21 protein-coding genes and 20 tRNA genes are annotated in these 24614 nt (G+C 43.7%); 31 read left to right on the top strand and 10 right to left on the bottom strand.

Annotation, left to right across the window (positions count from 1 at the left end):
* Positions 1-305: 305 nt before the first annotated feature.
* Positions 306-1193 carry a TraB/GumN family protein gene (locus tag OCV56_RS03855; RefSeq protein WP_086714019.1) on the top strand — a complete coding sequence of 296 codons (888 nt, stop codon included), beginning with the start codon at positions 306-308 and terminating at the stop codon, positions 1191-1193.
* Between the two features lie 123 nt (positions 1194-1316).
* The gene (locus OCV56_RS03850) at positions 1317-1739 is read left to right on the top strand and encodes a hypothetical protein (RefSeq protein ID WP_086714020.1); all 423 of its coding nucleotides are present in this window, start codon (positions 1317-1319) and stop codon (positions 1737-1739) included.
* A gap of 281 nt (positions 1740-2020) precedes the next feature.
* On the opposite strand, the gene OCV56_RS03845 is transcribed toward OCV56_RS03850, so the two are convergent.
* Positions 2021-2097 (bottom strand) — tRNA-Pro (locus OCV56_RS03845).
* 255 nt (positions 2098-2352) lie between these two features.
* Between OCV56_RS03845 and OCV56_RS03840 the strand changes: the two genes are divergently transcribed.
* The 3 genes from OCV56_RS03840 (at position 2353) to rluF (ending at position 4554) form a co-directional block, all read left to right on the top strand.
* Entirely contained in the window at positions 2353-2493 is a 141-nt protein-coding gene (locus OCV56_RS03840; RefSeq protein WP_017062321.1) for a DUF3149 domain-containing protein, read from the top strand.
* A 168-nt stretch (positions 2494-2661) separates the two neighbouring features.
* On the top strand, positions 2662-3243 hold the full coding sequence (gene smrA / locus OCV56_RS03835) for a DNA endonuclease SmrA (RefSeq protein ID WP_017076135.1): 582 nt from the start codon (positions 2662-2664) through the stop codon (positions 3241-3243).
* A gap of 177 nt (positions 3244-3420) precedes the next feature.
* On the top strand, positions 3421-4554 hold the full coding sequence (gene rluF / locus OCV56_RS03830; RefSeq protein WP_086714021.1) for a 23S rRNA pseudouridine(2604) synthase RluF: 1134 nt from the start codon (positions 3421-3423) through the stop codon (positions 4552-4554).
* Positions 4555-4632: 78 nt separating this feature from the next.
* Here rluF and ybaK read toward each other — a convergent pair whose 3' ends face one another.
* The 8 genes from ybaK to hemA form a co-directional block, all read right to left on the bottom strand.
* A complete protein-coding gene (ybaK, locus tag OCV56_RS03825) occupies positions 4633-5118 on the bottom strand; it encodes a Cys-tRNA(Pro) deacylase (RefSeq protein ID WP_086714022.1) in 486 nt (161 codons plus the stop codon).
* 118 nt (positions 5119-5236) lie between these two features.
* Positions 5237-6898: a bifunctional UDP-sugar hydrolase/5'-nucleotidase UshA gene (gene ushA / locus OCV56_RS03820; RefSeq protein WP_086714023.1), complete on the bottom strand. Its 1662-nt coding sequence runs from the start codon at positions 6896-6898 to the stop codon at positions 5237-5239.
* Between the two features lie 487 nt (positions 6899-7385).
* A complete protein-coding gene (kdsA, locus tag OCV56_RS03815; protein WP_019821591.1) occupies positions 7386-8240 on the bottom strand; it encodes a 3-deoxy-8-phosphooctulonate synthase in 855 nt (284 codons plus the stop codon).
* Positions 8241-8262: 22 nt separating this feature from the next.
* Positions 8263-9072, bottom strand: coding sequence for a SirB1 family protein (locus tag OCV56_RS03810; RefSeq protein WP_086714024.1), 810 nt, complete (start codon positions 9070-9072; stop codon positions 8263-8265).
* A gap of 28 nt (positions 9073-9100) precedes the next feature.
* Positions 9101-9484, bottom strand: a complete 384-nt coding sequence (locus tag OCV56_RS03805) for a SirB2 family protein (RefSeq protein ID WP_009848726.1) — start codon at positions 9482-9484, stop codon at positions 9101-9103.
* Positions 9485-9671: 187 nt separating this feature from the next.
* On the bottom strand, positions 9672-10541 hold the full coding sequence (prmC, locus tag OCV56_RS03800) for a peptide chain release factor N(5)-glutamine methyltransferase (protein WP_086714025.1): 870 nt from the start codon (positions 10539-10541) through the stop codon (positions 9672-9674).
* Positions 10542-10546: 5 nt separating this feature from the next.
* Positions 10547-11635 (bottom strand): peptide chain release factor 1, encoded by a 1089-nt coding sequence (prfA, locus tag OCV56_RS03795; protein ID WP_019821589.1) that lies wholly within the window; start codon positions 11633-11635, stop codon positions 10547-10549.
* 28 nt (positions 11636-11663) lie between these two features.
* Positions 11664-12923, bottom strand: coding sequence for a glutamyl-tRNA reductase (hemA, locus tag OCV56_RS03790; RefSeq protein ID WP_086714026.1), 1260 nt, complete (start codon positions 12921-12923; stop codon positions 11664-11666).
* A 160-nt stretch (positions 12924-13083) separates the two neighbouring features.
* Between hemA and lolB the strand changes: the two genes are divergently transcribed.
* From lolB to OCV56_RS03665, 25 genes are all read left to right on the top strand, one after another.
* Positions 13084-13731, top strand: coding sequence for a lipoprotein insertase outer membrane protein LolB (lolB, locus tag OCV56_RS03785; protein WP_086714027.1), 648 nt, complete (start codon positions 13084-13086; stop codon positions 13729-13731).
* Positions 13728-14603 carry a 4-(cytidine 5'-diphospho)-2-C-methyl-D-erythritol kinase gene (gene ispE, locus OCV56_RS03780; protein WP_167373181.1) on the top strand — a complete coding sequence of 292 codons (876 nt, stop codon included), beginning with the start codon at positions 13728-13730 and terminating at the stop codon, positions 14601-14603. The genes lolB and ispE overlap by 4 nt, the downstream gene beginning before the upstream one ends.
* Before the next feature lie 27 nt (positions 14604-14630).
* Positions 14631-15575: a ribose-phosphate pyrophosphokinase gene (locus OCV56_RS03775; protein WP_004739814.1), complete on the top strand. Its 945-nt coding sequence runs from the start codon at positions 14631-14633 to the stop codon at positions 15573-15575.
* A 219-nt stretch (positions 15576-15794) separates the two neighbouring features.
* Complete coding sequence (gene pth, locus OCV56_RS03770) at positions 15795-16385, top strand: aminoacyl-tRNA hydrolase (protein ID WP_004739815.1); 591 nt, start codon at positions 15795-15797, stop codon at positions 16383-16385.
* A 10-nt stretch (positions 16386-16395) separates the two neighbouring features.
* Entirely contained in the window at positions 16396-17487 is a 1092-nt protein-coding gene (gene ychF / locus OCV56_RS03765) for a redox-regulated ATPase YchF (protein ID WP_086714029.1), read from the top strand.
* Positions 17488-17767: 280 nt separating this feature from the next.
* Positions 17768-17844 (top strand) — tRNA-Met (locus OCV56_RS03760).
* 67 nt (positions 17845-17911) lie between these two features.
* A tRNA-Leu gene (locus OCV56_RS03755) sits at positions 17912-17996 on the top strand.
* A 29-nt stretch (positions 17997-18025) separates the two neighbouring features.
* Positions 18026-18100, top strand: a tRNA-Gln gene (locus tag OCV56_RS03750).
* A 77-nt stretch (positions 18101-18177) separates the two neighbouring features.
* A tRNA-Met gene (locus OCV56_RS03745) sits at positions 18178-18254 on the top strand.
* Positions 18255-18326: 72 nt separating this feature from the next.
* A tRNA-Leu gene (locus tag OCV56_RS03740) sits at positions 18327-18411 on the top strand.
* 30 nt (positions 18412-18441) lie between these two features.
* A tRNA-Gln gene (locus OCV56_RS03735) sits at positions 18442-18516 on the top strand.
* A 94-nt stretch (positions 18517-18610) separates the two neighbouring features.
* Positions 18611-18695: transfer RNA gene (locus OCV56_RS03730), tRNA-Leu, on the top strand.
* Between the two features lie 30 nt (positions 18696-18725).
* Positions 18726-18800, top strand: a tRNA-Gln gene (locus OCV56_RS03725).
* A 94-nt stretch (positions 18801-18894) separates the two neighbouring features.
* A tRNA-Leu gene (locus OCV56_RS03720) sits at positions 18895-18979 on the top strand.
* A gap of 30 nt (positions 18980-19009) precedes the next feature.
* Positions 19010-19084 (top strand) — tRNA-Gln (locus tag OCV56_RS03715).
* 95 nt (positions 19085-19179) lie between these two features.
* A tRNA-Leu gene (locus OCV56_RS03710) sits at positions 19180-19264 on the top strand.
* 30 nt (positions 19265-19294) lie between these two features.
* A tRNA-Gln gene (locus OCV56_RS03705) sits at positions 19295-19369 on the top strand.
* A 68-nt stretch (positions 19370-19437) separates the two neighbouring features.
* A tRNA-Leu gene (locus OCV56_RS03700) sits at positions 19438-19522 on the top strand.
* A 50-nt stretch (positions 19523-19572) separates the two neighbouring features.
* Positions 19573-19649: transfer RNA gene (locus tag OCV56_RS03695), tRNA-Met, on the top strand.
* A 55-nt stretch (positions 19650-19704) separates the two neighbouring features.
* Positions 19705-19789 (top strand) — tRNA-Leu (locus OCV56_RS03690).
* 30 nt (positions 19790-19819) lie between these two features.
* A tRNA-Gln gene (locus OCV56_RS03685) sits at positions 19820-19894 on the top strand.
* Between the two features lie 68 nt (positions 19895-19962).
* Positions 19963-20047: transfer RNA gene (locus tag OCV56_RS03680), tRNA-Leu, on the top strand.
* A gap of 50 nt (positions 20048-20097) precedes the next feature.
* A tRNA-Met gene (locus tag OCV56_RS03675) sits at positions 20098-20174 on the top strand.
* A 55-nt stretch (positions 20175-20229) separates the two neighbouring features.
* Positions 20230-20314, top strand: a tRNA-Leu gene (locus tag OCV56_RS03670).
* A gap of 158 nt (positions 20315-20472) precedes the next feature.
* Positions 20473-21513: a lactonase family protein gene (locus OCV56_RS03665; RefSeq protein ID WP_086716295.1), complete on the top strand. Its 1041-nt coding sequence runs from the start codon at positions 20473-20475 to the stop codon at positions 21511-21513.
* A gap of 74 nt (positions 21514-21587) precedes the next feature.
* Here OCV56_RS03665 and OCV56_RS03660 read toward each other — a convergent pair whose 3' ends face one another.
* Positions 21588-22763 carry a 2-octaprenyl-3-methyl-6-methoxy-1,4-benzoquinol hydroxylase gene (locus OCV56_RS03660; RefSeq protein WP_086716293.1) on the bottom strand — a complete coding sequence of 392 codons (1176 nt, stop codon included), beginning with the start codon at positions 22761-22763 and terminating at the stop codon, positions 21588-21590.
* Positions 22764-23071: 308 nt separating this feature from the next.
* Here OCV56_RS03660 and miaB point away from each other — a divergent pair, with 308 nt between their 5' ends.
* Positions 23072-24496: a tRNA (N6-isopentenyl adenosine(37)-C2)-methylthiotransferase MiaB gene (gene miaB, locus OCV56_RS03655; protein WP_086716291.1), complete on the top strand. Its 1425-nt coding sequence runs from the start codon at positions 23072-23074 to the stop codon at positions 24494-24496.
* Positions 24497-24614 lie beyond the last annotated feature (118 nt).

The following is a 24614-nucleotide window of genomic DNA, read 5'->3' as shown; positions in this document are numbered from 1 at the left end:
GAGTTAATAAAGTGATCGGCTTCAAATCTCAAAAAACTTGATAATATTATTCATATTAAAATCAAAAAGTTAGAGTCAACGGCACTTCCGTCACTTTTATTTTGACGTAATAATTGAGAATTAAATCACAATCTTTTTGATGAATTTCATAAAATCATGTCGTTGATAGAGAGAAAGGTTTAAGAGTTTGCTCGGGTTGTTATACTTTTCGTACAAACAACGTGACATCGTTCTCAAAAAAAACCGTTAAAAAACTCCGTCAAAACCCTTTTTAACGAGTTTATTTCTTTCTAAAGGAGCTCTCTTTGCGCACATTCTTGTACCTTACGTTACTCACACTCGCCTTTTCTGCAAAGCAAACGGCCGCCGAACCCCTTTATTGGCAAGCAAAGAAAGACGATTTGACCCTCACTATCTTGGGTTCCGTCCACGTTGGGGACGAGAGCATGTACCCGCTTCCCGCACAGATCACTGACACGCTAAAAGAGAGCGACGGATTAATTGTTGAGACAGACATCAGGAAGTCAAAAGGCATTGTGTATCCCACGACCACAGTGACCACGAGTGATGTTTTAAACAAAGAACAAAAACAGTTATTAGCCAGCATTTCAAAATCTTTGGGTATGCCGACTCAACAACTACTGAGCTCTCCACCTTGGGCGACATCTCTCTCAATACAGATGCAGCAATTAAAGAACCTTGGCTATGGCTCAGCGGGCGGTGTAGATGCAACCTTAGCGTATAAAGCAACCATACAAGACATTCCAGTGATCAGCTTAGAGCCGCTGCAATTTCAAATTGACCTCATCGCGGGACAAAAAGATTCGGGTAAAGAGTGGTTGTTGACTAGCCTTGAAGAATTTGACCAAACGGACCGTGTCGTACATTGCCTCATTGAAAGTTGGAAAACGGGCGATGAGTCCAAACTTGAGGATTTTGCGAAATTGTCTGAAATGCCAACAGAACTTGAGAAGGCATTTTTGACTGATCGTAATATCGACTGGGCAGACAAGTTATCCGCCACTGATTGGAAGCTCGACTCAAAAGGAAACTACTTGATCGTAGTTGGCGCCTTACATCTAATTGGAGAAGGTAACCTGTTAGAACTGCTAGAAAAAAAAGGCTTTGCAATTAATCAACAATCACAGAGCCAACAAGCACTGTGTCAGTTCGAGGTTGACGCAAACAACTAGTTAGTAAGTCAAGACATGACCTTTTCATTATAAAAGCATGTCCTTAATAACAGAATTCTTACATTTAATGACACCATAGCGGTGCTATTATCTTTCGCTCTTTTTACATACGGTGTTGTTCTCATGAAACCAGTACTTTTTGCTTTCCCTCTAGCTCTAGCGATTCTGATGCCTACGGTAGCGTCTGCCAAAGAAACTTGTACGATCGAACAATTCCAGCCGATAGACATTCAGCCAGACACCAAAGGCGGTGTGTTAGATAAAGAAAGCGGACAATTTCTGATTACTGAGAAGCCACCGATGCGATGCGCAAACGTTACGTTCACGACATCAACAACACGTAACCGTATTGCAAGCCAAATAAATGGGAATTTTGAAGCAAGCTTCTACGATGGCCAAACAGGTAGCTCTAGTTCAGCTTCGTTCAATGAAGATGAAGTGAAGGCAGGTTACATTCGAATTGGTCCGAATAACCCAGCTGAAGCCTATATTTGTTTTGTCACATCGGAAACACCGATCAAGAACATTACTTGTGATGTTAAGTAAACAGGTTTAGGACGGGCTTATTGAGTCAATCCTGTTCTCTATGAGGGGGGTATAGAACAATAAGAGATTCCCGACTCGCTCCTTCGTCGCTCTAGGGAGTGACGCATATACCATAATATAAAAAGCCGTAGCCCTTTCTATTACAGAGAGTGCTACGGCTTTCTTTTATACAGTCAGTAAAGAGCTTATTTTGAACATCAGGCGACCCCGTTAACCAAGTGATTATCTTTATCCTGAAATGCAAAAAAGCCGTAGCATTTCTGCTACGGCTTTCTTTAATATGGTCGGTGAAGAGGGATTCGAACCCCCGACCCTCTGGTCCCAAACCAGATGCGCTACCAAGCTGCGCTATTCACCGAGATATCTAACTGGCTAATTGCCTGTCGATGGAGCGTATAATACGGGTTCTAAATTTATCCGCAAGCGCTTTTTCTCATATTTATTGTGAATTCGAATCGTTCGAACAAAAGACATACAACAAGTCGCTTGATGTGACGAAAAACACACAGTTACCAACAAGTATTTAACTTATGAAACAGGATTGATCCAGATCAGTGAATTGATAACACCAGTTAATACACTAACCCGTGTCATATAACTTTGAGGTATACACATGGACTTTTGGCTAGATCTCCTATTTGGTAATGCGGTGGGACTATCTTCAATGATAGTAATCTTCGGGGCTCTGGGTCTCATGATGTTTTATGGAGGCTTCTTCATCTACAAAGTTATGACTGAAAAATCTCCTCACTAGAATCGCTCAGCCTAAATCATTTACCTTAAGCCTCATTGCTATGGGTAAATATAAAAACGCTTTGCACCGGAGCTGACTTCTCTTGTCTCCTCCGGTTTTTTCATTTTTAAACCCAACCCCAACTTAGGTATACTTACCCTATTCTTCCCCCAACTTGAGATACACACTATGTCTCATGATGACGACTTAGATCTATTCCAAGAAATGATGGGCGATGTTAAACGTATCGACCATGACACCGCTGAACATCAGAAAGTACACCGAGTCACAGAATCTCACCTTGCTAAGCGTGAAGCCGCTATGTGGCTGTCTGATGACGAGAAAGACTACTTATCATTAGACTACTCACCAATGATCAAGCCAGACGATGTCATTGCTTACAAAAAAGACGGTGTACAAGAAGGCGTATACAAAAAGCTGCGCTTGGGCAAATACCCTATTCAAGCTAAGCTCGACCTTCATAGGAAAACACTAAAAGACGCACGTAACGAAGTGCTTTCATTTTTGCGCCAGTGTTTAAGAATGGATGTTCGTACCGTCATCATTGTTCACGGAAAAGGAGAACGATCAAACCCACCAGCAATGATGAAAAGCTACGTAGCAAATTGGCTTACTCAGATAAACGACGTTCAATGTGTTCATTCTGCTCAGCAATTTCATGGTGGTACTGGTGCTGTCTATGTCATGCTCAGAAAGAGTAATGAGAAAAAGCTAGAGAACAGAGAACGCCATCAAAAGCGCACCAGTTGATAGGTTGAGATGGGTAAGTAGGCTAATAGCGATCTTGCATCAAGGTCGATATTTCGTGCCTAGTCTCACACCAAGTGCTAAAATTGTCCTCAGTTAACGAATTCCAACTCAAAGCAACTATCCAAAGGTTGCTTTTTGTTTATCTATATTTCCGTTGTGAAACGCTAAGAGAATATCATGTCACAAGAATCCCAAGCTAAACGCCTTAATAAATACATCAGTGAAACTGGTTTTTGCTCACGCCGTGAGGCCGACAAACTCATTGATGCAGGCCGAGTTACTATTAATGGCAAGATCCCTGAAATGGGTACTAAGGTCATGCCAGGTGATGATGTTGAGATCGACAATAAGCCTGTTCGCTCAAAAGAGAAGCCTATTTACATTGCTCTTAATAAACCAACGGGTATCACCTGTACGACTGAGCGTGATATTCCTGGCAACATCGTCGACTTTATTGGCCATCACAAGCGTATTTTCCCGATTGGTCGTCTAGATAAACCTTCTGATGGTCTTATCTTCTTGACCAACGATGGCGACATCGTAAACAAAATCCTACGTGCAGGTAACAACCACGAGAAAGAATACGTGGTACGTGTAGATAAGCCGATTACGACTGAGTTCTTGAAGCAAATGGGCGCAGGTGTCCATATTCTTGATACGGTCACTTTACCATGTAAAGTAGAGAAAGAGACCAAGTTCTCATTCCGAATTACACTAACACAAGGCCTTAACCGTCAGATTCGCCGTATGTGTGAAGCTCTGGGTTACGAAGTATTTAAGCTGCGCCGCGTTCGTATTATGAACATCTCACTAGACGGCATTCCTAACGGGAAATGGCGCTACCTAAGCGACGAAGAAATCACTGAAATCTTAGCGATGTGTGAAGGCTCAGTGAGCACTGAAGATGCATCAAAAATGAATGCCAAAGGTCAGCGTATTCGTAAAGCGACAGACGCTAAACTTTTCGACAGCCGTGAAGAGAACCAAACTTCAACAGCGCGCCGCAATCAAAAAGAGAACCGCACTCGCACTTACCGTGGTAACAATGCGGATGAATTCCGCCATGCGCCAAACTCGAAGCGTGGTCGTAATTCGTCGAATAGTGAAAGCGGCGGCAACACCGAGAACTGGAAATCGAACTCTCGTTCAGAGCGTTCTAATTCAGATAGAAACCGTTCGGATCGCAATCGTACAGATCGCGACAATAACGATCGTAGAAGCGGTAAGCCAGCAAACCGCAGCCAAGATTCAAACAGACCAAATAAACCAGCACAGAAACGTGTTAGTGGCACTTTAGGTCTGAAAAAGTAGAATGACTCCTTATACAGAAACGCCCACTAATGAGTGGGCGTTTTTGTTTATTGTTCGGTACGTCATGGCTTTTAACGACTAACCATCAACTTGCAAGCACAAATCAGTAAACTGAGCTCGAGTCAGTTGAGCTAAGTCTTTAGGGGCAAGTTCAATTTCTAAACCTCGCTTTCCCGCACTCACACATATTGTTTCAAATTCTGTCGCACTAGAATGAACAAAAGTCGGCAGCGCTTTTTTCTGACCAAGCGGGCTGATGCCACCAACAACATAACCCGTGGTTTTCTGAGCAATATCTGGATCAGCCATCTCTGCTTTTTTGCCTTTCGCTGCTTTTGCTGCCAGCTTTAGATTTAGCTTCTGGTCTACAGGAATAACGGCAACCGCCAAATCTTTCGCCACACCATTCAAGCAGAACAACAGCGTTTTGAATACACGTTTGGGATCTTGACCAAGCGCTTCTACGGCTTCTAAACCATAGTTCGTATTATTAGCATCATGATGATACTGATGCACACTATGAGCGATTTTCTTTTTCTTGGCGAGATTGATTGCAGGGGTCATAACAAATCCAAACGATAGGTAAACAAAAAGCGACGCCGAGGCGTCGCTTTAGTTAAATTTATCATGGTGCTAGAGTCAATCTAATTTAGCACCTATTGATACAATTGCTTGGATTCAATTACTTGTAAACCATTTGGCCTGAAGGCGCGTACTTGTTTACGTCAACCGGGCTGTTTGCTTCTAGGTACTCTTTCAGTACCTCAGCATCAACAAATCCAGTATTCACGTAACCAGGGTGGTCAGACAGTTTAGGGTAACCGTCACCACCAGCAGCGTTAAAGCTTGGTACTGTGAAGCGGTATGTTTCGTCTAGACGAAGCTGTTTACCACCGATGAATACATTCGATACTTCACCGTTCGCTACTGTCATTGAGATGCCAGCAAACTGAGCGTAAGCACCAGAATCGATTGGTTTAGTCGCCACTACATTTAGGTAATCTAGAACTTCTTTACCCGTCATGTCTGTGTAAGTCAGGATGTTTGCAAAAGGTTGTACTGTTAGCACATCTTTGTAAGTGACATTACCGGCTTCAATTGAGTCACGAACACCGCCAGAGTTCATCACAGCGAAGTCTGCTTTTGCACGCTCCATGTGAGACGTCGCAATCAAACGACCTAGGTTAGTTTGTTGGAAACGAACTACGTTACGATCGCCTTCAAGCTTGCCATTTGTCTCAGCGATTTGAACTTCTAGCTGTGCCTGACCTTGCTCTTGGAAAGGACGTAGGAATTCAAGTAGCTCTGGGTCTTGTGCGATTTCATCTTGAATAAGAACGCGTTGCTTCTTACCGTCAATCTTAACTTTCTTCTTAAGGTTAACTGGAATCAGGTCGTAGCTCACCATCTCTAGTTCGCCGTTACGGAATTCGTAATCAGCACGGCCTACGTACTTGCCCCACTCATGAGCTTGAACGATGTAAGTACCGTTCTGTACGTCAGGCTTACACTCATCACCCGGCTTAAAGTTTTTCTTCGCTACATTAGGGCCTTCCATACATACAGGCTCTTGAGAGTGACCACCAACGATCATGTCTAGATCGCCTTCGTTTAGGTAACGAGCGAGTGCTACATCACCCGGAGCGTTAACACCACGTTGACCATTTTCGTAGTGACCCATGTGAGTCACAGCAAAGATTAGATCCGGTTTTTCTGTTTCTTTAAGTTCAGCGATTAGCTTCTTCGCTTCTTCTTTAGGGTCACGGAAATCGATGCCTGCGATAAATTCAGGGTTACCAATCTTTTGGGTATCTTCAGTTGTTAAACCAATAACCGCAATCTTTATGCCTTGCTTTTCAAACATTTCGTACGCTTGGAATTTGCGTTCGCCTGTCGCTTTATCGTAGATGTTTGCAGATAACATTGGGAAGTTAGCCCAGTCGATCTGCTTTTGTAGGACGTCTAAAGAGTTATCAAACTCGTGGTTACCCAATGCCATTGCATCGTAACCAATTTTGTTCATACCTTTAAAATCAGGTTCTGCATCTTGAAGATCTGATTCTGGTACACCAGTGTTGATGTCACCGCCAGATAGAAGCAATACGCTACCGCCTTCTGCTTCAACTTCTGAACGAAGTTGGTCAACCAGCGTTTTACGCGCAGACATGCCGTATTCGCCGTATTTGTTCTGCCAGAAACGACCATGGTTATCGTTTGTGTGAAGAATCGTTAGCTTGTAAGTTTCGTCTTGGTTCCAATCATGAACTGATTGAGACGCACACCCAGCTAGAGTAGCTAGGATTGCAGCACTTAGTGCTGTCTTTAGAATAAGGCGTTGCTTCATTGTCATACCTTTGAACTTTTTAGGGGAATCCACTGCTTTTTATAATCTATTGCGAACCCTTTCCTAGAGTTCGAACAATAAGACTTCAACATGACTAATCTTAAATTAACATTCTCGATGTAACACGACGTTTTCATATTTATGTCGAATTGGTCACGCATAGATCAACAGTTAAGTGTAACAAAATTATGAGATTACACTCAAACTTCCTCTGCATCACAGGCAATCGTTTACTTACAAAGTGTGATGAACATCAGTAATTTACTGCAAACAGGACAGACCTCACACACCCATGCCTATTTCTTAGGGAGTCAAAGGGTTTATTAACAATAATTTAATCATCTGTTACTGATTAGAGCTCTGTAAAACAGGTAGGCACACAACCAAACGAACGGATCCCCAGATAAACAAAAACGCCCAACTCTGAGAATTGGGCGTTTATTTGATATCGTTAAATAACCACTTAACTAATTAACATCAACTACAGCTATTTGATATCGATGTGCTCAAAGCCTTTGATAAGGTCATCAAGTGCTTTCATCTGCTTCAAGAATGGCTCTAGTTTGTCTAGAGGTAGCGCTGATGGGCCGTCACAACGAGCTTGATCTGGATTAGGGTGCGCTTCAATAAACAGACCCGCAATACCTGTCGCCAGACCCGCTTTAGCTAGTTCAACCGTTTGCTCACGACGACCGCCAGATGCTGCACCTGATGGGTCACGCATTTGTAGAGAGTGCGTCACGTCGAAGATGATTGGGCTACCGTTTGAAGACTTCTTCATTACGCCAAAGCCTAGCATATCAACAACTAAGTTGTCGTAACCCATGCAAGCGCCACGCTCACAAAGGATGATGTTGTCGTTACCGCACTCAGCAAACTTATCAACGATATTGCCAACTTGGTTTGGGCTCATGAACTGAGGCTTCTTCACGTTGATTACCGCGCCAGTCTTAGCCATAGCTTCAACAAGATCAGTTTGACGAGCTAGGAATGCAGGTAGTTGGATTACATCAACCACATCCGCAACTGGCTGAGCTTGTGCTTCTGTGTGAACATCTGTAATGATCTTCACGCCAAAGGTATCTTTTAGCTCTTGGAAGATTTTAAGACCTTCTTCCATACCAGGACCACGGTATGAGTGAACTGAGCTGCGGTTTGCTTTATCGAAAGACGCCTTAAATACGTAAGGAATACCCAGCTTTTCTGTTACTTTCACGTAGTGCTCACAGATCTGCATAGCTAGATCGCGAGATTCGAGAACGTTCATGCCTGCAAATAGCGTAAATGGCTTGTCGTTAGCAATTGGCATATCGCCAATATGAACTGTTTTCTGTTCCATCATATTCTCTCTAAATAATTATTAATTAGTGAACGACCACGGTCTTTTCGTTCATGACGTTCACTTGAGATTTCAGTAACTCAGATGCAGGGTCATCTGGGCATTGGTCGATAAAGTATTGATAATCCGTTGCAGCAACTTGATGACAGTCTAGCTGTTGGTAGATAAAGCCACGATCGCGGATTTCATACGGGTCATCCGGCACAAACGTTAACGCAAGATCTGTACACTTCAATGCAAGCGTATAACGCTCTTCTCGCAGTAGTGCACTCTTGAGCAGTGCTAGCCACTTACCAATAATGGTTGGGTGATCGGCGACTTCTAAGTGTTCAGGCTTCACCTTAGCTAATGGGCCATCATGTCCAATCAGCCATGCACGCAACGTTTGTTCGCCAACATACTCACCGTTGTAAGGGTTGATATAGACAGCAGCTTGCCCGTACCAGCTCACTTTAAGCAAGAACTGAGTCGGGAAAGATACACCTTCTACAGGAAAGCCTAGCTTGCGACCTAGAAAAAGAAAGATCGCGCCAAGACTTACTGGAATGCCTTTCTTTCTCTCAAGCACTTTATCGATAAACGCGTTTTCCGAAGAAAAATACGCATCTTTATCTCCAGCGAAGCCCCACTCGTAGAAGAAGAGTCGAATAAAAGACTCAAACTTCTGTTGTTCGTCGGTTTCATGAACCAAAGCAAACTCCGCTTCTTTAAACAATCTTGCCAGCTCTTGCTCAGCCCAAGTGTCTTGAGTTTCTGGGTTAATCGCTTTATTTAAGATCAATGCACCTTCAGCTAATTCTAGCTGGTCAAAGTCTTCATCAAAAAATTCGTACATAGATAGTTAACCGAAAATAAGGAGATAATTAACCGAAAAATGTTGGTGTCTTCGTCATTGCGATTTTGCCTGCCATTGCTAACCAGCCAAGTGCACCGAAGAAAGAGAAAACTCTCAATAGCTTGTTCTTACCTAGCTTAAGCGCAAAGAAACCCAATGCGATGTAAGCCATAACACAGGTTAGTTTTTCGGTTAACCAAGGTGCTGCAGGTGTAAATGGAATAAAGCCAGTGATAAAAATCAAACCAATACCCGATAGCAGTAGCAACGAGTCGTTGATATGAGGAAAACGCTGCAAGAAAGGATGCTTAAGCTTCGGAGAGTTAGCCATCATAAGAGCGAAACGAATCGAAAGCAGCAGTGCGCTTATCGCAATCGTTAGTAAGTGAAAATGTTTTAAACCTTCGTACATGGTATTCCTTTATATTTTTATATGTGCTTTCGTTAACACGAGCCACACAATACCCGTAAATGCTCTGTATTTCTGCGTTAAATGCATCACCGAGTGAAATGTATTGTCGAGTTAAAGGTATAAATTTAGCAAGTTCATCATCTATTGCTCACAAGACGATTAACCGCAGCCGATGAACAGTAACTATCTATGAACAGTAACGACCCAATGTCACTCGGTCATTACCACCGTAATCTTTCTCTGTGACAACATCTAGATAACCGAGCGCCTGCATTATCTCACGTACCGCCAAACCTTGGTCGTAGCCGTGTTCAAATGCCAACCAACCTTCATTTTCCAAAAAGCCACGTGCGTTTTCAGAAATGTATCGAATATCAGCTAAACCTTTCTCTTCAGCAACTAGCGCCGAGATCGGCTCAAAACGTACATCGCCTTGAAACAAATGAGGGTCATTCTTCTCAATGTATGGCGGGTTAGAGACAATCAAAGAGAACTTCACAGCTTCTTCAGAACATTCTGAGCTCAAAGGCTCAAACCAACTGCCGTGCAAAAAAGTAGCGTTGGTAATGTTGAGACGTTGTGCATTCTCTATAGCAAGTAGCTGTGCTTCAGGGCGAAGATCAATACCAGTCACTGGTCGATTCGGCATTTCAGACGCCAATGCTAAAGCGATAGCACCAGTTCCTGTTCCTAAATCAAGAATCGCACCTTGCTTGCCGTAAGTTTTATCCAAAGCCACCTCAACCAAACGTTCAGTGTCTGGACGAGGGATTAAAGTAGAAGGAGAAACTTTTAACGGCAGTGACCAAAACTCACGTTCACCAACAATGTAAGCCACAGGCTCACCGGTTAAGCGACGTTTTATAAGGACGTTAAATTCAGACTCTTGCTCTGAAGTGAGGTGCTTCTCAGGCCAGGTAAGTAGGTAAGATCTTGGTTTATCTAAGGCGTGACAAAGCAGTACCGCAGCATCAATAGAGGGTGATGTGTTATCACCCTCTTGAAGCTTTACGATTGCTGCTTTTAAAGCACTTTCAACCGTATATGCTGACTGCATACAGGTTAGTTGTTCTCTGCAAGTGCAGCAAGTTGATCGGCTTGGTGCTCTTGAAGTACAGGATCAAGCAAGCTTTGCATATCACCTTCAAGCACTTCGTTAAGACGGTAAATAGTAAGGTTGATACGGTGATCCGAAACACGACCTTGTGGGTAGTTGTACGTACGAATACGGTCACTACGGTCACCAGAACCTAGTAGGTTACGACGTGTATCAGAAACAGCTGCCGCTCGGCGCTCTTCTTCTGCTTGAACAATACGAGCAGCAAGAACAGCCATCGCTTTCGCTTTGTTTTTATGCTGAGAACGCTCGTCCTGACACTCTACTACTGTACCCGTTGGTAAGTGAGTAATACGGATTGCTGAATCCGTGGTGTTAACGTGCTGACCACCTGCGCCCGATGCACGGAAGGTATCAATTTTAAGGTCGCCCGCTTTAATTTCTGGCAGATCCGCTTCTGGGATTTCCGGCATAACTGCAACAGTACATGCTGACGTATGAACACGGCCTTGAGATTCAGTTTCAGGTACACGTTGTACACGGTGACCACCTGACTCAAACTTCATTGTGCCGTAAACAGCGTCGCCACTAACCTTAGCGATCATCTCTTTGTAACCGCCTTGCTCAGAAGCATTGCTGCTCATGATTTCAACGCGCCAACCTTTCTTCTCGGCAAACTTAGAGTACATACGGAACAGGTTGCCCGCGAAGATACCCGCTTCATCACCACCCGCGCCTGCACGGATCTCAAGGAAACAATTACGCTCATCGTTTGGATCTTTTGGAATCAGAAGAATCTGTAGCTCATCCGTCAAACGCTCAATCGCCGCTTTTGCGTCCTTGATTTCGTCTTGAGCCATTTCACGCATTTCAGCGTCATCTTCGTTTGCCATCTCTTCAGCAGCTTCTAAATCTTCTTGAGCTTGCTGGTATGACTGGAAGCAAGCCGTCACTTCCTCTAGTTGAGAGTACTCTTTAGAAAGTGCACGGAATTTGTCTTGATTCCCGATTACATCTGGATCACCAAGTAGATGTTGAACTTCTTCATAGCGTTCAACAAGTGTTTCAAGCTTTACTAGAATCGAGGCTTTCATAATGTCTTATTCTGTTGGAGGTCTAATATTATTGAGGGTTTTCTAAGCCCAAACTCTGTCTAATGACCATTAATTTTGCAGGTTCTCCTTGCTCAGCTGCACTTTGAAGTGCACGCGTTGGAGCATGGATCAATTTGTTTGTGAGCTTATTACTTAGCTCAAGTAAGACTTTCTCAGGGTCACCGCCAGCGGCAAGTGATTGTAAGCTCTTACTTAATAATTCTTCTCGGATTTCGTTGGCCGATTTACGGTAGTCACGAATACTGTCTACTGCTTGCAGTGAACGCATCCAACTCATGAATGCAGCACTTTCTTCGCTAACTATTGCTTCCGCTTGAATCGCTTCCACTTTGCGCTGTTCAATGTTGCCATCAACAATCGACTGCAGATCATCCACAGAGTAAAGGTAGGCGTCGTTTAACTCACCTACCTGAGATTCCACATCACGCGGAACCGCAATATCAACCAACAGCATAGGTTGATGTTTTCTTTTCTTAAGTGCGGTTTCTACCATGCCCTTACCGATAATAGGTAACGGACTTGCGGTTGAGCTGATCACGATATCTGCTCGATGCAGATGTTCAGGGATCTCATTGAGACTGATCACTTCAGCACCAAACTCTTCAGCCAACCCTAAAGCACGCTCACGAGTTCGGTTTGCCACAATCATTTTAGTACAGCCATTTGCTGAAAGGTGTTTCGCCACCAGCTCGATCGTTTCACCTGCACCAACCAACAACACGGTAGAATCAGCAATCGATTCAAAAATATGCTTGGCTAACGTACAGGCTGCGTAAGCAACTGAAACCGCGCTGCCGCCAATTTCAGTTTCAGTTCGGACGCGCTTAGCGACAGAAAATGATTTTTGGAACAGCTTTTCCATTGAAGCATCAACAGATTTGTTCTCTCGCGAGTCTGTATAAGCTTGCTTCACCTGACCTAAGATCTGCGGCTCACCCAAGACCAAAGAGTCCAATCCACAGGCGACGCGCATTAAATGTTTAATCGCAGCTTGTTCTTCATGGATATAAAGGCTCGGTTTTAGCTCTTCAGGGCTCACTTGATGGAAAACTGACAACCAATCGATCAACTTGTTTTTTGCCACGCCTTTGACGTCACAATACACTTCAGTTCGATTACAGGTAGAAAGTATGACACTTCCATTTACGTGTGCATTTGCGTTAAGTTGCTTGAGTGCCTCAGATAATTTATCTGGACCAAAAGCGACTTTTTCTCGCAATTCAACCGACGCTGTATTGTGATTGATACCTACGGCAAGCAAAGACATGTATCAGAAGTTCTCGATCAGGGAATGGAAACAAGGGGCGAATTTTACTTGATGCATGGCTCTATTTAAAGAGCAAGCGGGATTTGTTTTCCTGACTTCGTGAATTCAATGCTATAGTTGAAGCGTTTTTTAGATAAATTTGAACAAGTTGTGAGCAAATATGAGCAAGCTTCGTAAAATCACGTCTCTTATTTTTTTGAGCATAATCATGGTGGGTTGCTCATCTATCCCAGAACAGCCGACCAGCGTAGAGTGGCAAAGTCACCAAGATAGGCTTTTACAGATAGAAAACTATCAAGCCTCAGGCAAGCTCGCTTACATTTCTCCAGAGCAACGCCAAAGCCTCAACTTCGTTTGGAAACACTCTCCAAACCAAAGCCAATTAAGACTCACCACTTTCCTTGGTCAAACCGCATTAAACCTAACTATTGATCCATCAGGCGCCAAAGTCGTGACTTACGACGACCAAGTATTTACCCATGCGAGCGCCTCTATTTTGGTTGAACAACTTACAGGCTTGAAAATCCCAGTTGATCATCTGCCACAATGGTTCCTTGGCATTCCAGACAAAGCGGATAGCTATCAGCTAAATACAACGAACACCCTTGAGTCACTGACCAAGCAAGTCAGCAACCAACTATGGACTCTGAGTTTTGCAAACTATCGCAACACAGAGGTGCCGAGTACGTTGCAACTCGGTGAAGACAAAGTCAATGCAGAGACGATTCCGCTCCCTACTCGACTCTCTTTCAAGCAAAACCAAAACAAAATCAACATTGTAGTTTCGAAGTGGACACTGAAAAAATGATAACAACGCCAACGTACTGGCCTTCGCCAGCTAAGCTGAATTTATTTCTCTATATCACTGGCCAACGCGACAATGGCTATCACGAACTTCAAACCTTATTTCAGTTTGTCGATTTTGGTGATGAGCTGACGGTTACCGCAAACTCAGAAACAAGTGCGATAACAATAACCCCGGCAATACCTGGCGTTGCATTAGAAGACAACCTTATTTGGAAAGCCGCGACTGCCCTTCAACAATACACATCGACTTCTTTCGGTGCCGATATTAAACTCAAGAAAGTGCTTCCTATGGGAGGCGGTATTGGCGGAGGCTCTTCAAATGCTGCAACAGTGTTGGTTGCGCTTAATTACTTGTGGCAACTGAATCTTTCTGATGATCAACTTGCAGAGATTGGTCTGAAACTTGGTGCTGATGTTCCAGTCTTCGTTCGAGGCCACGCGGCCTTTGCTGAAGGGGTTGGAGAACAGCTACAGCCAGCTAATCCGGATGAAAAATGGTACCTCGTGGCCAAGCCTCATGTGAGCATAGCAACTGTGGACATATTCACACATCCAGAATTAACCAGAAATACGCCAAAGCGAGCGCTATCAACGCTTCTAGAGCAAGAATACGTAAACGATTGCGAAAAAATTGTTCGAATGCTGTACCCAGAGGTTGATAAGCAACTTTCATGGCTGCTACAATACGCGCCGTCGAGATTGACTGGCACAGGTTCGTGCGTTTTTGCTGAATTTAGCAGCAAAAAAGAAGCCGAATTGGTGCTAGAAAAACTGCCAGACACCGTTTCCGCATTTGTAGCGAAAGGACGAAACATTTCTCCTTTAAAAGAAACGTTGGCTGAATACCACTCAGCCCACCCACAATCTATTTAAAACTGGACGCAACCCGAGGTTTCCACCGTGCCTGATATGAAGCTATTTGCTGGTAACGCAACACCTGAACTAGCCCAACGTATTGCTGATCGTCTATACATCTCTCTTGGCGATGCTACTGTAGACCGTTTTTCTGATGGCGAAGTCGCTGTTCAAATCAATGAAAACGTTCGTGGTAGCGATGTATTCCTGATTCAATCAACTTGTGCACCAACCAATGACAACCTAATGGAATTGGTGGTAATGATTGACGCAATGCGCCGTGCTTCTGCTGGCCGTATTACTGCTGTAATCCCTTACTTCGGTTATGCCCGTCAAGATCGTCGTGTACGTTCTGCACGTGTGCCAATTACTGCAAAAGTTGTTGCAGATTTCCTTTCTAACGTTGGCGTAGACCGCGTTCTTACTATCGACCTACACGCAGAGCAAATCCAAGGCTTCTTCGATGTACCGGTTGATAACATCTTCGGTACTCCAGTTCTTCTAGAAGACATGGCTAACCGTGGCCTAGAAAACCCAGTTGTGGTTTCTCCAGACCTTGGTGGTGTTGTACGTGCTCGTGCAACAGCTAAAGCGCTAGGTGATGTTGACATCGCTATCGTTGATAAGCGTCGTCCACGTGCTAACGTTTCTGAAGTAATGAACCTAATCGGTGATGTTGAAGGCCGTGACTGTGTTATCGTTGATGACATGATCGATACGGGTGGCACACTATGTAAAGCTGCTGAAGCGCTTAAAGAGCGCGGTGCTAAGCGTGTATTCGCTTACGCAACTCACGCTGTTTTCTCTGGTACTGCTGCGAACAACATCAAGAATTCTGTTCTAGACCAAGTTATCGTAACGGATTCTATCTCTCTATCTCCAGAGATGGCTGCGACAGGTAAAGTGACAACACTTAGCCTTTCTCGCATGCTTGCTGAAGCGATTCGTCGTATCAGCAACGAAGAATCAATCTCAGCGATGTTCAACTAATCAAAGTCTTATAGCTTTTTACAAGAGCTTTGTTTTAGAAACACGTTCGAGAAAGACATTAAGCACTTCATTTAATGAAGTGCTTTTTTTATGTCTGAGTAATATGACACTGCTCGTTACACAAACGGAATAATCGCGTAGCTATAAGCTAGCTCGCACCTTTTTCATAAACTGTGATATCATACGGCGCTTTTTGAAATCCCAAGAGAGATCCATACCTTGAGCCAACAAATAAAACTTCTCGTTGGACTGGCTAATCCAGGTCCAGAATACGCCAAAACTCGCCACAATGCGGGTGCTTGGGTAGTTGAAGAATTAGCGCGTGTACATAACGTGACACTAAAGAACGAACCAAAGTTCTTTGGCCTAACGGGTCGTATCATGGTTCACGGTGAAGATCTTCGTTTGCTGATCCCAACGACTTTTATGAACTTGTCAGGCAAAGCAGTTGCAGCCTTAGCAAAGTTCTACCAAATTAAACCTGAAGAGATCATGGTCGCTCACGATGAGTTAGATCTTCCTCCTGGTATTGGAAAGTTTAAAAAAGGTGGTGGTCATGGTGGACATAATGGTCTGAAAGACATCATCAGCAAGCAGGGTAACAATAAAGAATTCTATCGTCTTAGGTTGGGCATTGGCCATCCAGGACACAAAGATAAAGTTGCAGGTTATGTATTAGGCAAAGCTCCTCAAAAAGAGCAAGAGTGTATCGAGGCCGTCGTTGACGAATCGGTTCGCAGCCTAGACATCTTATTAAAAGATGGCCTACCAAAAGCACAAAATCGCTTACATACGTTCAAAGCAGAATAAGGTTTATATCATGGGTTTTAAATGTGGCATCGTTGGTCTACCAAACGTTGGTAAGTCAACTCTGTTTAACGCACTGACTAAAGCAGGCATCGAAGCAGCAAACTTTCCATTTTGTACGATCGAACCAAACACAGGTATCGTTCCGGTTCCAGATCTCCGCTTAGATGCATTAGCAAAAATTGTTAATCCACAGAAGATCCTTCCAACGACAATGGAATTCGTAGACATCGCTGGCCTAGTTGCTGGCGCATCTAAAGGTGAAGGTCTTGGTAACAAATTCCTAGCTAACATCCGTGAAACTGACGCTATCGGTCACGTTGTACGCTGCTTTGAAAATGAAAACATTGTTCACGTTTCTGGCAAAGTATCTCCAATCGAAGATATCGAAGTGATCAACCTTGAACTTGCACTGGCTGACTTAGACAGCTGTGAGCGTGCAATTCAACGTAATGCGAAGAAAGCAAAAGGCGGCGACAAAGACGCTAAATTCGAAATCACTGTACTAGAAAAGCTACTTCCAGTTCTAACTGAAGGTGGCATGGCGCGTACTGTTGAACTTGGTAAAGAAGAAGCGGCAGCAATCGGCTACCTAAACTTCTTAACGCTTAAGCCAACAATGTACATCGCAAACGTTGCAGAAGATGGTTTTGAAAATAACCCATACCTAGACGCTGTTCGTGAATACGCTGAAAACGAAAACAACGTAGTTGTTGCGGTTTGTGCAGCAATCGAATCTGAGCTTTCTGAGCTTGACGACGAAGATCGCGAAGAGTTCCTAGCGGATATGGGTATCGAAGAACCAGGTCTTAACCGAGTGATCCGCTCTGGTTATGAACTACTAACTCTTCAAACTTATTTTACAGCTGGTGTTAAAGAAGTTCGCGCTTGGACAATCCCAGTAGGTGCAACTGCGCCACAAGCAGCGGGTAAGATCCACACAGACTTCGAGAAAGGTTTCATCCGTGCCGAAGTTGTTGGATTTGATCACTTCATCGAATTTAACGGTGAGAGCGGTGCGAAAGACGCAGGTAAATGGCGCCTTGAAGGTAAAGAATATATCGTTAAAGATGGTGACGTTGTTCACTTCCGCTTCAACGTATAATTCTGATTAAACATCTAGAAAAAAGGCCAGTGAATTCACTGGCCTTTTTGTTTTTACCCTTTCTAAATAGCCCCTCACCAGAAACTTAACTTCCTATATATATCGCCTTTTAGACCTGTTTTTTGTCGACAAATACGCCTCTTTGCCTAAAAAGAAACCGAACAGATGTTTATTCGTGATTTATTCAAAAAAAAAGTTGACGGGTTTCGCTCAACTACGCATAATGCGCCCCGTTCACAACGAAGCGGCAACGTCTCGAAATGAACAACAATTTGGAAATGGCTACTTAGCTCAGTTGGTTAGAGCACATCACTCATAATGATGGGGTCGCAGGTTCAAATCCCGCAGTAGCCACCATTTCCTAAGCACTCTGTTTGTTATTAAACGCAAGTCTATTAACAATAAGAGTTTTTAGGAAAGTAAAGCGGTCGTGGCGGAATTGGTAGACGCACCAGATTTAGGTTCTGGCGCCGAGAGGTGTGAGAGTTCAAGTCTCTCCGACCGCACCATATTGAGATATCTTAATTGATATCATTGTTGGGCTATCGCCAAGCGGTAAGGCACTGGCTTTTGATGCCAGCATTCCCTGGTTCGAATCCAGGTAGCCCAGCCACAATTTAAAGTGTAATTATCTTTAAAAAGATAATGGCATTGGAAGCGAGATTATATTATATTACTTCGCTCTCAGATGGCTACTTAGCTCAGTTGGTTAGAGCACATCACTCATAATGATGGGGTCGCAGGTTCAAATCCCGCAGTAGCCACCACTTTTTCTTTTGAAATAGAAAGACAACGTCCTATTGAATCACCAATATTCAATACGACTATAAAGATTTGCTGCGGTCGTGGCGGAATTGGTAGACGCACCAGATTTAGGTTCTGGCGCCGAGAGGTGTGAGAGTTCAAGTCTCTCCGACCGCACCATTATTTAGATATCTTAAATGATATCATTGTTGGGCTATCGCCAAGCGGTAAGGCACTGGCTTTTGATGCCAGCATTCCCTGGTTCGAATCCAGGTAGCCCAGCCACTATTTAAACTCTTTGTTTTATTGCTTATGTAGTTGACCAAGAGCACAACGTTACATCGAATTACCAATGTCGATATAACTATAAAGATTTGCTGCGGTCGTGGCGGAATTGGTAGACGCACCAGATTTAGGTTCTGGCGCCGAGAGGTGTGAGAGTTCAAGTCTCTCCGACCGCACCATTATTTAGATATCTTAAATGATATCATTGTTGGGCTATCGCCAAGCGGTAAGGCACTGGCTTTTGATGCCAGCATTCCCTGGTTCGAATCCAGGTAGCCCAGCCACTATTTAAACTCTTTGTTTTATTACTTATGTAGTTGACCAAGAGCACAACGTTACATCGAATCACCAATGTCGATATAACTATAAAGCTTTGCTGCGGTCGTGGCGGAATTGGTAGACGCACCAGATTTAGGTTCTGGCGCCGAGAGGTGTGAGAGTTCAAGTCTCTCCGACCGCACCATTATTTAGATATCTTAAATGATATCATTGTTGGGCTATCGCCAAGCGGTAAGGCACCGGCTTTTGATGCCGGCATTCCCTGGTTCGAATCCAGGTAGCCCAGCCACTATTTAAACTCTTTGTTTTATTGCTTATGTAGTTGACCAAGAGCACAACGTCATATCGAATCACCAATATTCGATATGACTATAAAGATTTGCTGCGGTCGTGGCGGAATTGGTAGACGCACCAGATTTAGGTTCTGGCGCCGAGAGGTGTGAGAGTTCAAGTCTCTCCGACCGCACCATTATTTAGATATCTTAAATGATATCACTGTTGGGCTATCGCCAAGCGGTAAGGCACTGGCTTTTGATGCCAGCATTCCCTGGTTCGAATCCAGGTAGCCCAGCCATTACAACGTTACTTAGACAAACCATAAGTCTTCTTAACTATACTCTTCGCTAGAGTAAAAGCTTTGCTGCGGTCGTGGCGGAATTGGTAGACGCACCAGATTTAGGTTCTGGCGCCGAGAGGTGTGAGAGTTCAAGTCTCTCCGACCGCACCATTATTTCTCTTTCATTAGAGAACAAATAGTGAATCTATTAGATTTATTATGGCTACTTAGCTCAGTTGGTTAGAGCACATCACTCATAATGATGGGGTCGCAGGTTCAAATCCCGCAGTAGCCACCACTTACACAACGTCTTATTGAATCACCAATATTCGATACGACTATAAAGATTTGCTGCGGTCGTGGCGGAATTGGTAGACGCACCAGATTTAGGTTCTGGCGCCGAGAGGTGTGAGAGTTCAAGTCTCTCCGACCGCACCATTATTTAGATATCTTAAATGATATCACTGTTGGGCTATCGCCAAGCGGTAAGGCACTGGCTTTTGATGCCAGCATTCCCTGGTTCGAATCCAGGTAGCCCAGCCATTACAACGTTACTTAGACAAACCATAAGTCTTCTTAACTATACTCTTCGCTAGAGTAAAAGCTTTGCTGCGGTCGTGGCGGAATTGGTAGACGCACCAGATTTAGGTTCTGGCGCCGAGAGGTGTGAGAGTTCAAGTCTCTCCGACCGCACCATTATTTCTCTTTCATTAGAGAACAAATAGTGAATCTATTAGATTTATTATGGCTACTTAGCTCAGTTGGTTAGAGCACATCACTCATAATGATGGGGTCGCAGGTTCAAATCCCGCAGTAGCCACCACTTACACAACGTCTTATTGAATCACCAATATTCGATATGACTATAAAGATTTGCTGCGGTCGTGGCGGAATTGGTAGACGCACCAGATTTAGGTTCTGGCGCCGAGAGGTGTGAGAGTTCAAGTCTCTCCGACCGCACCATTATTGAATGGAACCCAGCTTTTTAGCTGGGTTTTGTTTTATCTGTAATATGTAAATCTGTAAGCCAAGTCACCAAGTATTCTCTTCTATAACCTCACTTTTAATACGATTTTATAAGACAATGTCAGCTCCACTTTCTAATTGAGTATGACTAGCCTATGAAAACCCTCCCCTTAACGATCGGTTGCTACACAGATACACCAAGTAAAAGCCATGGTGTTTATCAAACTCAGTTAGATCTAGAAACAGGAAAACTATTACCTCTAGAGTTGATTGCCGAGTGCACCAACCCCTCTTTTGTTACTGTGACAAAGACTGGGATCTATACCGCATCTGAAGTTAGCCAACAAGAACAACCACAGCTGATTCATATACCCAATGTTGATTCCAAGATAACGTCTAACGCAAGTCTCATCTCCGGAGATCACCCCTGTCACATCGCGATAGATCCACACAATAAATTTGCTATCACGTCGCAATACTCATCAGGCACATTCGATATTTTTAGCTTAAGCATCAATGGCAGCATCGATAAACGACTCAAAACAATCAAGATGGTTGGCTCAGGGCCGAACAAAGAGAGGCAAACTGCGCCACACGCCCATCAATGTCTGTTCTTACAAAACTCGCCACAGTTTGTGACTGTCGATCTCGGCACCGATCGCATCAACTTCTATTGCTTTGATGAAGAGCAAGAAGAGTTCCTTGATGAGCCAATGCAGTCGATCAAAGTGCCAGCCGGCAATGGACCTCGCCATTTAATCTTTAACAAAGCTGAAGACAGAGCCTATGTGGTCTGTGAACTCTCTGAAACATTACTGATTTTGGAAAAGGTTTTAGGCATTTGGAATATAGTGGAAGAGGTTGATGCATTACCTAATATGGAAAAGGGAGAAGCCGCAGCAGCAATTAAGCTATCACCTGATGAGCAATTCCTTTATGTATCTTGTCGACACCAATCGATGATCAGTTGCTTTAGAATCGAGCCTACAACGAAAATGCCTATTTTTATTGATCGCTATAATACTGAAGGCAACTTCCCTCGTGATTTTCATATGACTGACTGCGGACGATGGCTTATCGCAGCAAACCAACACTCCAACAACATCACCTCATTCAAGCGAGATAATGAGGATGGGTCTTTGGTTTATACAGGATACTCTTTAGAGATCGACGCACCGGTTTGCGTTACACAGTAGTTATAGCATTCACACCATACAAAAAAGGAGAGCATCTGCTCTCCTTTTCTATATAAATAAACGGAACTAATAAATTAAAGGCCTAAGGCGTATTTCAATACTTGAGTTTTAATCGGCCCAGAGTTCTCTGCTAGTTTTAGCGCGGCATTGCGTACAAACTTAAGCGGACCAATATCATTGCTGAAGGTTTTATAGAAGAAATCCATGCCACTCTGCATCATTAGATTATCGCCTCTTCTCATCACTTCATAGCGTCTTGCTACAGACTGATTCAATTCACCCTTTTCTTTGGTGACATCCAATAATACTGATACATCTTTAAAACCCAAGTTAACACCCTGCCCTGCCAACGGGTTGATCGTATGCGCAGAGTCCCCAACTAAAATGCAGTTATTCTTCGAATATGATTGAGCATGGCGTCGTGTCAGAGGAAAAGAACCCGAATTCAAGACTTTGATATCACCTAACTCTTTAGGAAAGTGAGTAAGTACTTCGTTACGTAGCTTTTCAGGAGTCATTGCTGACAGTTGCTTGATACGCAGTGGAGAGTCATACCAAACTAACGAGCCCTGCCCTACTTCTTGACCGTCAGAGGTTAAAGAACACAAAGGCAAAAATGAACGAGGGCCACTTGGTAGAAATTGCTGCCAAGTAATGTCTTGCTGAGGCTGCTCTGTTTCTACATTGATAAGCATACAGTGTTGTCGATAATCCCAAGCCGTAATACCAATGCCAGCTTGTTGACGAACGGCTGAATTAGCACCATCAGCACCAATCACCCACTTCGCGGATAACTTAATCCCTGATTGAAGCTTAACGATATTGGTTTCACCAAACTCAATCTCATCGAGCTTTTCTGGACATAACAGTTCGAGATTATCGTAGGCATCAAATTGAGACCATAAACCTAACTGAATGAGTCTGTTCTCAACGATATAGCCCAAACGAGGAAGGTCCAGTGATGCAGCATCAAACCGAGTACGACACTCTGGGTGCTCCCACGTCTCTAAACGCTTATAAGAACACACTCGCATTGCTGCAATACTTTGCCATGCACCAAGATCTTCAAGCAAATCGACCGATGCTTGAGAAATCGCTGACACACGAATATCCATCGCTTGCGACTCATCAAAAGCTTGTGGAGCAAAACCTTCGATCACCGCAACACTCAGACCTTGCTTTGCAAAACCGATTGCTGTTGCTGCACCAACCATGCCGCCACCGACTACTACAATATCGTAACTGTTCATATTTTGTACTTATCAGTTTGATTCTTTGACTGTTTTTGATTGTACTTTTTCATAACTAACTTGTAACCAAAAACCTTATTCGAAAAAAGGGTTATCCCTTATGGCATATGGTGTTAACGATAATAAAAACCACGACATAAGAGATTTGTTCAGACTACTAGTCAGTCGGTTTTGAAACCAGTACAATACGCCGCTTGCCGCTACAGCCTGTCATAAAACTGAATACCGAATTATGACAAACGGGGCTAGCGGATGAATAATGGGCGATTTGCTCCCTTAAATTAAACTAACGATCGAGCGAACATATAATGAGTAAGAAACTGCTAATTAAAACTTGGGGCTGTCAGATGAATGAATACGATTCATCAAAAATGGCCGACCTGCTTAACGCTGCAAATGGCTACGAGCTAACTGAAGTACCTGAGGAAGCAGACGTACTACTATTGAATACTTGTTCTATCCGCGAAAAAGCACAAGAAAAAGTATTCCACCAGCTTGGTCGTTGGAAAACGCTTAAAGATAAGAAAGAAGGTGTGGTGATCGGTGTGGGTGGCTGTGTAGCGACTCAAGAAGGTGATCACATTCGTCAACGTGCACCGTACGTAGACGTAATCTTTGGCCCACAAACATTACACCGTCTGCCAGAGATGATTAAGTCGTCACTGTCTAACGAAAAACCAGTAATGGATATCTCTTTCCCAGAGATCGAAAAATTCGATAACCTTCCAGAGCCAAGAGCTGAAGGTGCGACGGCATTTGTTTCTATCATGGAAGGTTGTTCTAAATACTGTACTTACTGCGTTGTACCATACACACGTGGTGAAGAAGTTAGCCGCCCAATGGATGATGTACTGTTCGAAGTTGCTCAACTTGCAGAGCAAGGTGTACGTGAAGTTAACCTACTGGGTCAGAACGTAAACGCGTACCGCGGTCCAACACACGAAGGCGACATCTGTTCATTCGCAGAACTACTTCGTCTTGTTGCTTCTATCGATGGTATTGACCGTATTCGTTTCACAACAAGCCACCCGCTTGAGTTTGGTGACGATATCATTGATGTTTACAAAGATACTCCTGAACTAGTGAGCTTCCTTCACCTACCAGTACAAAGTGGTAGTGACCGTATTCTTACGATGATGAAGCGCCCACATACGGCTATCGAGTACAAATCTATTATCCGTAAGCTGCGTAAAGCTCGTCCTGATATTCAAATCAGTTCTGACTTTATTGTTGGTTTCCCTGGTGAGTCTAAGCAAGACTTCCAAGATACAATGAAGCTAATCAAAGAAGTTGATTTCGATATGAGCTTCAGCTTTGTTTTCTCTCCTCGTCCAGGTACGCCAGCGGCAGATTACCCATGTGATGTACCAGCACAAGAGAAGAAAGATCGTCTGTACGAACTGCAACAAACGGTAAACACACAAGCTATGCGCTTCTCTCGTCTAATGCTAGGCACAGAGCAACGCATCCTTGTTGAAGGTCCATCAAGAAAGAACCTAATGGAACTTCGCGGCCGTACAGAAAACAGCCGTGTTGTGAACTTCGAAGGTTCTGCAGACCTAATCGGCCAGTTCGTAGATGTGAAGATCACTGAGGTTTACACCAACTCATTACGTGGTGAACTAGTTCGCACAGAAAAAGACATGGGTCTACGCGTTGTTATGACTCCAGCAGAAATGATGGAAAAAACAAAACGTGAAGACGAGCTAGGTGTAGCAACATTTACGCCTTAAGCAATACAACTGTTTGAGCACAAAGCGCAAACACAAAGCTTGAAATTACCTAACTAAGTGACCATCTTAGAAATAGGGATATCACCATCAGAAGCCCGGTCTAAATCGGGCTTTTTGC

Origin of the sequence: Vibrio gigantis (assembly GCF_024347515.1) — a bacterium.
Taxonomy (GTDB): domain Bacteria; phylum Pseudomonadota; class Gammaproteobacteria; order Enterobacterales; family Vibrionaceae; genus Vibrio; species Vibrio gigantis.
This window is presented reverse-complemented; position numbering and strand designations above follow the sequence as displayed.